Here is a 1,561-nt window from a genome sequence, read left to right on the forward strand (position 1 = left end):
ACACCAACGGTTGCCGACTCCCCGTTTACTTTCGCCGTGTCGTTCGTGCCTGCCCCCTATTCCGCACTGGCACCCCGGTTACACGCTGACCTCTTCTTCGCCGCCCAGGAACGCCGGGCGGATTCCCATCAACCAGGCGGTCGCCAAGGCACTGACGGGGGCCAGAAAACTCAGCAACGCGCCCATTTTGACGGAGTCTTGGATCGGTCCGGGATTGGGGAACGCAGCAGTCGAGACGAACAGGGCCACGGTGAACCCTAAACTGGCGATGCAACCGATCACCGCGACGTGCTTGAGATTCATTCCGCCGGGCAAGTCGAGTTTCAACACCCGAACCGCGAAGTAGCTGAAGGCGAAAATTCCCAGGGGTTTGCCCACGAACAGCCCCATGGTCACCAGCCAGGTTCCCGCGCCGACGCTCGATAGCACCACACCGGCGTTGACCAAGGCGAACAGACCCAAGATCAGCTCGACCGGTTCTTTCCACCAATGCTCAAACTGATTCAAAGTATCCAATTCTTCGCCGGTTTCGGCAAACAGCCCGGCGTCCGTGTTTGCATGGGGGAGGGTGGCGATGATGGGCACCAAGCCGAGTGCAGCGTGAATGCCAGCCATGTAGAACGACACCCAGCTCATGATGCCCGGGATCGCCAAATACCACCAGAAATTGCGTACGCCGCTGCGTTTGAAGCCCAAGCCCGTCGTGACAGCGATCGCCGTCAGGCCCAACCAGGCAAGATTGACCTCGCTGGACGGATAGAACACCGCCAAAATCGCCAGCCCCAAGGCATCGTCGGCAATCGCTAGCAGCAGCAAAAACGATATCGCCGGATGCCCGCTGCCGAAGATCAAACGGGCGATCAGATAGCTGAACGCAATATCGGTCGCACAGGGGATCGCCCACCCGTTTCCAAGCTCGGAATATTGCCCCACGGCAACCGCGCCCGCCAAATAGACCACCGAAGGTCCGACGACACCGCCGGCGGTTGCCAGAAGGGGCGTTGCCGCGGTCCGCAGATTCGACAGCGCCCCGCCCGGCAAAATGGATTCCCAAACTTCCTTGGCGGCGATGGCAAAGAACAACGCCATCAAAATATCGTTGACCACAAAGTGGAATGTCAAACCATGGGCGCCGTGATCGCCGTGGCCCGAACCGGCAAGCGGCCACAGGTTGACGTGCACAAAGTTGTGATACGAATGCCCCGAAAACAATCCATCGGCGTTAGCCCACAACAACGCAGCCAACGATCCCAGGACCAGGAACATCGAGTTGTTGTATAGAAAAGAGCGAACCGGATTTGCATTCGTCGATGCTGTCGCCATCAGGCTTTGTCCCGTCATCTACTTAGTTTGGAAACACAATCTTGGAGGTCCCGCAAGCGTAGTTCGCCGTTAAAGCGGGGCGCAAGAAGTTCATCAGCAAGACCGGCGATTCACCCTTAATCGCAAGTCATCGACGTCGTATCGCCAGATTTGAGGGACAACCGCCACAACGGAGACACGCCGTGATCGGCGTAGGAAGCTTGAATGGGGAATCAGCACCCGTTGGTGTCCAGCCTTC

The 1,561-nt window shown here is 58.4% G+C and carries 1 protein-coding gene; it reads right to left on the reverse strand.

Annotation, left to right across the window (positions count from 1 at the left end; all coding sequences use genetic code 11):
* Positions 1-78 precede the first annotated feature (78 nt).
* Positions 79-1,266, reverse strand: a complete 1,188-nt coding sequence (locus NZK35_RS33855; protein WP_259636953.1) for a Na+/H+ antiporter NhaA — start codon at positions 1,264-1,266, stop codon at positions 79-81.
* Between the last annotated feature and the right edge of the window lie 295 nt (positions 1,267-1,561).

It is taken from the genome of Stieleria sedimenti, from assembly GCF_025060895.1.
GTDB classification, from domain to species: Bacteria; Planctomycetota; Planctomycetia; order Pirellulales; family Pirellulaceae; genus Stieleria; species Stieleria sedimenti.

Bases quoted from the DNA above. Each gene is read 5' to 3' on its own strand.
- NZK35_RS33855 (WP_259636953.1), bottom strand. From the start codon at position 1,266: ATGTTCCTGGTCCTGGGATCGTTGGCTGCGTTGTTGTGGGCTAACGCC.